General features: G+C 57.8%; 2 protein-coding genes and 5 tRNA genes. All 7 read right to left on the bottom strand.

The annotated features are described in order from the left end of the window. Nucleotides 1-115: 115 nt before the first annotated feature. Nucleotides 116-191: transfer RNA gene (locus tag CF70_RS19325), tRNA-Glu, on the bottom strand. 107 nt (nucleotides 192-298) lie between these two features. Continuing rightward, a tRNA-Ala gene (locus CF70_RS19320) sits at nucleotides 299-374 on the bottom strand. A 332-nt stretch (nucleotides 375-706) separates the two neighbouring features. Continuing rightward, a tRNA-Asp gene (locus CF70_RS19315) sits at nucleotides 707-783 on the bottom strand. Between the two features lie 69 nt (nucleotides 784-852). Next, nucleotides 853-928, bottom strand: a tRNA-Glu gene (locus CF70_RS19310). A 108-nt stretch (nucleotides 929-1036) separates the two neighbouring features. After that, nucleotides 1037-1112, bottom strand: a tRNA-Ala gene (locus CF70_RS19305). Between the two features lie 265 nt (nucleotides 1113-1377). Next, a complete protein-coding gene (gene gltX, locus CF70_RS19300; protein ID WP_035868066.1) occupies nucleotides 1378-2781 on the bottom strand; it encodes a glutamate--tRNA ligase in 1404 nt (467 codons plus the stop codon). 142 nt (nucleotides 2782-2923) lie between these two features. Beyond that, nucleotides 2924-4452: group II intron reverse transcriptase/maturase (gene ltrA, locus CF70_RS19295; protein WP_035868086.1), on the bottom strand; the 1529-nt coding region annotated here is incomplete at its 5' end.

The raw sequence follows: 4452 nt of genomic DNA, 5'->3' as shown, positions 1-4452 counted from the left end.
CCCCCGGCGTGACAGGCCGGTATTCTAACCAGCTGAACTACCACTCCATACTCTTGCTTATCACCACGAGCCATGCTCCTGATGACAAACCGAACGTTTGGTTACGTTCGTTATCTGGCGTCCCCTAGGGGATTCGAACCCCTGTACTCACCGTGAAAGGGTGATGTCCTAGGCCTCTAGACGAAGGGGACAAGAACTTGTTTTTCAACTTGTTCCGTCTTGCATGCCGAAGACCTTAACAACCAGATCCTCGCCACAATGGAAGCCTCGATTCACCAGACTCGAAACTTCCGGCATTTGGTGGAGCTAAGCGGGATCGAACCGCTGACCTCTTGCATGCCATGCAAGCGCTCTCCCAGCTGAGCTATAGCCCCATGTACTGCGTTGCTGCATCGCGGCTTACCAACGCCGTCGTTTTCGCGTTTGTTTCTTCGTTTCAGCGAAGACGAGATTATATAAACAACTTTGCCCTTTGACAACCCCTTTTGAGCAGCAAATCGATTAAGGGCGGGGTCATGCAGGGCTATAGCGGAGCACTATCGCAATAATGTCCTGCCGCCCAGGAAACACAACCGCGAATAATGTGCCGCGCACAGCCACAGCACGATCGGCTGTCGATTGGCCGGAGATTATCAACGAGCCACCGGGATAATTGCCGGACAGCAAAAGAAAAAACCCGCATGGCATAACCATGCGGGTTTAGTTTTGGCGGAGTGGACGGGACTCGAACCCGCGACCCCCGGCGTGACAGGCCGGTATTCTAACCAACTGAACTACCACTCCATACTCTTACTTATCACCACGAGCCAACGCTCCTGACGACAAACCGAACGTTTGGTTACGTTCGTTATTTGGCGTCCCCTAGGGGATTCGAACCCCTGTACTCACCGTGAAAGGGTGATGTCCTAGGCCTCTAGACGAAGGGGACAGAAACTTGTCTTTCAACTTGTTCCGTCTTGCGCGACGAAGACCTTAACAAGCAGATCTTCACCGCACTGAAAGTCTTGATTCACTAAAATCAAAACCTCCGGCATTTTGGTGGAGCTAAGCGGGATCGAACCGCTGACCTCTTGCATGCCATGCAAGCGCTCTCCCAGCTGAGCTATAGCCCCATGGTACGGCACTACTGATTCACTACCTACCGCTGTCGTTTCGCGTTTGTTTCGTCGTTTCGGCGAAAGCAAGATTATATAAACAACCCTGCTTTTCGACAACCCTTTTTTTAACTTTTTCAGCGATCCGCATTACTGCGAAATTACTACCACCGCTTCCATCCGTTAAGCCCGCTTGGTTCTTGTCCGCGCTGCAGGGAGAACGAGATTATGCTCAAGTCCTGGCAGAAGCGCAAGCCCCCGCCAGGATTTTTTGCAAATTCCCTCAGGCAAGTCCGGCCTGGATGCGACGCAGCACGGTGTCGCGCCCGAACAACTCCAGCACGGCGTCGATGGCGGGGGTCTGCAACTGCCCCGCCACCAGCAGGCGCACCGGCATGGCCAGCTTCGGCATCTTCAGGCCGAACTCGGCCAGCACGGCCTTGAATGCTGCGCTGATGTCCTCCCGCTTCCATTCCGTCAGGGCCGCCAGCCGTGCAGCCAGGGCATGCAGCGCCGGCAGGATATCGGCGTTGAGATGCTCGGCCTTGAGCACCGGGTCCGCTTGCGGCTCGCCACGATAGAACAGCATCGCCGCCTGCGCCACGTCCTTCAGGGTATTCGCACGATCCTTCACCAGCGCGATGACACCTTCCAGACTGGCACCCTCCACCTTGCCGCCCAGCGCCTCGATAAAGGGTTGGGTAAGCCCGGCCAGGCGCGCGTTGTCGCCCACCTTGATGTAGTGGTTGTTGAGCCAGGCCAGCTTCTCGGGGTTGTACTGCGCCGGCGACTTGCCCAGGTGCTCCAGGTCGAACCACTCGACGAACTGCTCGCGCGAGAAGATCTCGGCGTCGCCATGCGCCCAACCCAGGCGGGCCAGGTAGTTGAGCACGGCCTCGGGCAGATAGCCTTCGTCGCGATAGCCGGTCACGGCCATGGCGCCATGGCGTTTGCTCATCTTTTCGCCCTGCTCGTTGAGCACGGTCGGCAAGTGGGCATAGACAGGCGGCGTACCGCCGAGTGCGCGGATGATGTTGATCTGCCGCGGCGTGTTGTTGACGTGATCGTCACCGCGAATCACGTGGGTGATCTGCATATCGAGGTCATCGACCACCACGCAGAAGTTATAGGTGGGCGTGCCGTCCGGGCGGGCGATCACCAGGTCGTCGAGCTCGTCGTTCGAGATCTCGATGCGCCCCTTGACCGCGTCGTCCCAGACCACGCTGCCGCCAATGGGATTCCTGAAGCGGATCACTGGCTGCACCCCGGCCGGCGGCTCCGGCAGGACCTTGCCCGGCTCGGGGCGCCAGAAGCCGTTATAGCGCGGCTTCTCGCCGCGCTCGCGCTGCGCGTCGCGCAGCGCATCCAGTTCCTCCGTGCTCATGTAGCAGGGATAGGCCAGCCCGCTGTCCAGCATCTGCTTGACCACCTCGCGATAGCGGTCCATGCGCTGCATCTGATAGAACGGGCCTTCGTCGATATCGAGCTCGAGCCAAGCCATGCCCTCCAGGATCACGTCCACCGACTCCTGAGACGAACGCTCGACGTCCGTGTCTTCGATGCGCAGGATGAAATCGCCCTTCATGCGGCGTGCAAAGGCCCAGGGGTAGAGCGCGGAGCGGATATTGCCGAGGTGAATGAAGCCGGTCGGGCTCGGCGCGAAGCGGGTGCGGACGCGTTGTGTCATAGAGGAATGAAACAAAAAAGCCCGCGCACGAATGCGCGCAGGCCGGAGTGTGGAGGGTAGGGACAGGTCATTGCTGACCCATCCCCCCCGAGGAACCGTACGTGCGAGTTTCCCCGCATACGGCTCATGTCTTCTGCAAATGTTAATTAAACACCGGTTTCACAACAGTTTGACCGTAGTGGTGAACTTGGATGTGGCAGTTCGGGTGCAGCAGCACGCGATTCCCTAGAGCATCGGACCCGCCGAGAATACGCGGTTCCAAGTGGTGATCTTCCCACCCGGTCTCTTTGGTTATCTTGCACTGACACACCGCACACAGCCCTCGCTGGGACAGATACAGCTTGATCCACTGCTTTCGGTGCGACATGCTTGATTGCATGCGCTCCTGTCGCAACTTTTCGCCATACTGCTCCTGCTCGGGATCAAAGGGGTTGTAGCTCCCTTTGATCTTAGTGTGCCGTTGAATGATCGTACTCGAAAGCGAGTACAACTCCTTCCAGTAGCTACTACCACCCGCCTTTGTTACCGTGGTCCCGAACACCCAGTGCCGTTCCCCGACCGATGCATAGTACTTCTTCCGCACCCAGCCAGAGTCCTTTCCGCTGTGTCGCCGTTTCGCCCATCGCCATAGAGCCCGAAAAATATCGTGCTCCACGCGTGTGAACGTTGCCTTCGCAACCACTGGACTGTGATACTGCGCCCAGCCCCTTAGCATCGGATTCAGCAGAGCGATTAGACCCGCCTGCTTTACCGCTTTGTTAGCACTGATGACTTCCTTCACCTTGCGATAGAACGTCTGCACGTTCTTTTTGCTTGGCTTGATGAGCAGCGTTCCCGAGTACTTCCGGAAATTCCACCCAAGGAAGTCGAAGCCGTTGGCAATGTGGACAATCCGCGTTTTCTCCGTCGATAGCGTCAGCCCCCGTACTGCTAGGAACGCCTCTACCCACGGCTTCACTTCGTGCTCCAAAACATCCGGCGTACTGCCGGTGATCACGAAGTCGTCTGCGTACCGCACGACGTTCACCTTATGCTTCCGTACGTTGGCGACTCCGAGTTTTGTCCGCAAGGACTCCACCAATTGTCGTTCCAACCCGTTCAGCGCCACGTTTGCCAGAGTCGGGGAAATGATGCCCCCCTGTGGTGTTCCGGCCTCGGTCGCCTGAAGCTGACCCTGAAATACCACGCCAGCTTTCAGCCATTTCCGCAGGATCACTTTGTCCATAGGGACATTGCGCTCCAGCCAGTCGTGGCTGATATGGTCAAAGCAACCTTTGATATCCGCCTCTAACACCCATTGAGCCGAAGCCTTCTGGGATAGCGAGACAAATAGCTGAGACATGGCGTCCGCGGTAGAGCGATTGATCCGGAACCCATACGAGTTCGGATCGCTCGTCCCTTCGGACACCGGTTCCAGCGCCAGCAGGTATAAGGCCTGCATGGCTCGATCCAACATGGTCGGAATGCCCAGAGGGCGCTCCTTTCCATTGGATTTGGGAATAAAGACCCTCCTTAATGGCTTGGGTCGATACCCCCGGCGCTTCAACCGCCCAATGGCTTCCCATCGGACTTCAGGCGAGTTCCACTGTTCGCGGTCAACACCTACCGTCCGCGCACCTTGGTTCTCCGTCACTCGTCGTACCGCCGATGCCTTGGCGGACCACGAGCGGG

The organism is Cupriavidus sp. SK-3 (genome assembly GCF_000611145.1).
Lineage (GTDB): Bacteria > Pseudomonadota > Gammaproteobacteria > Burkholderiales > Burkholderiaceae > Cupriavidus.
Note: the sequence above shows the minus strand (reverse complement) of the source record. Positions and strands in the feature narration are given on the sequence as shown.

Excerpts from the sequence above, each read along its gene's own strand:
- gltX (WP_035868066.1), bottom strand. The coding sequence starts at position 2,781 with ATGACACAACGCGTCCGCACCCGCTTCGCGCCGAGCCCGACCGGCTTC.